Origin of the sequence: Winogradskyella litorisediminis (assembly GCF_042675765.1) — a bacterium.
Lineage (GTDB): Bacteria > Bacteroidota > Bacteroidia > Flavobacteriales > Flavobacteriaceae > Winogradskyella > Winogradskyella litorisediminis.
The window spans coordinates 1-584 of sequence record NZ_JBHTJL010000010.1 but is presented as its reverse complement, the minus strand read 5'-3'; the positions used below and the strand labels follow the sequence as shown (position 1 = coordinate 584).

1 protein-coding gene is annotated in these 584 nt (G+C 42.6%); it reads right to left on the bottom strand.

The features are described 5' to 3' along the window. On the bottom strand, positions 1–584 hold a 584-nt coding region (locus ACFQ1Q_RS09015), incomplete at both ends, for an Ig-like domain-containing protein (protein WP_386130223.1).

The window sequence follows — 584 nt, the reverse complement described above, 5'->3', positions numbered from 1 at the left end:
TCTAATACATCTACTGGTACTAACGTGTTTATCGTTGCTCCTGTGACTACTTCATTGTCCGCTACTGGTGGTAGCTGAGTGAAAGTGATGTCTACATTACCAGTATCGGTTAAGCCATCCTCATCTTCTACCGTGTAGTCGAAATTGATTGGCTCTGTACTATCTGTCACTGGTGTCACTTCTAATTGTCCGCCTGTTAACGTTACATCTGTGCCATCTGATAGAGTTACTGTAGCGCCATCTGTAATTGAGAATACTGTACCATCTGGGTCGATAATCTCTGTAATCGTTAAATTGGCATTATCGCCATCTGGGTCGTCATCGCCATCTAATACATCTACTGGTACTAACGTGTTTATCGTTGCTCCTGTGACTACTTCATTGTCAGCTACTGGTGGTAGCTGCGTGAAAGTGATGTCTACATTACCAGTATCGGTTAAACCATCTTCATCTTCTACCGTGTAATCGAAATTGATTGGCTCTGTACTATCTGTCGCTGGCGTTACATCTAATGTGCCATTAGTGTTTAGCGTTACCATAGTGCCATCACTCAACGTTACTGTTGATAATGGTGCTATTGGTGT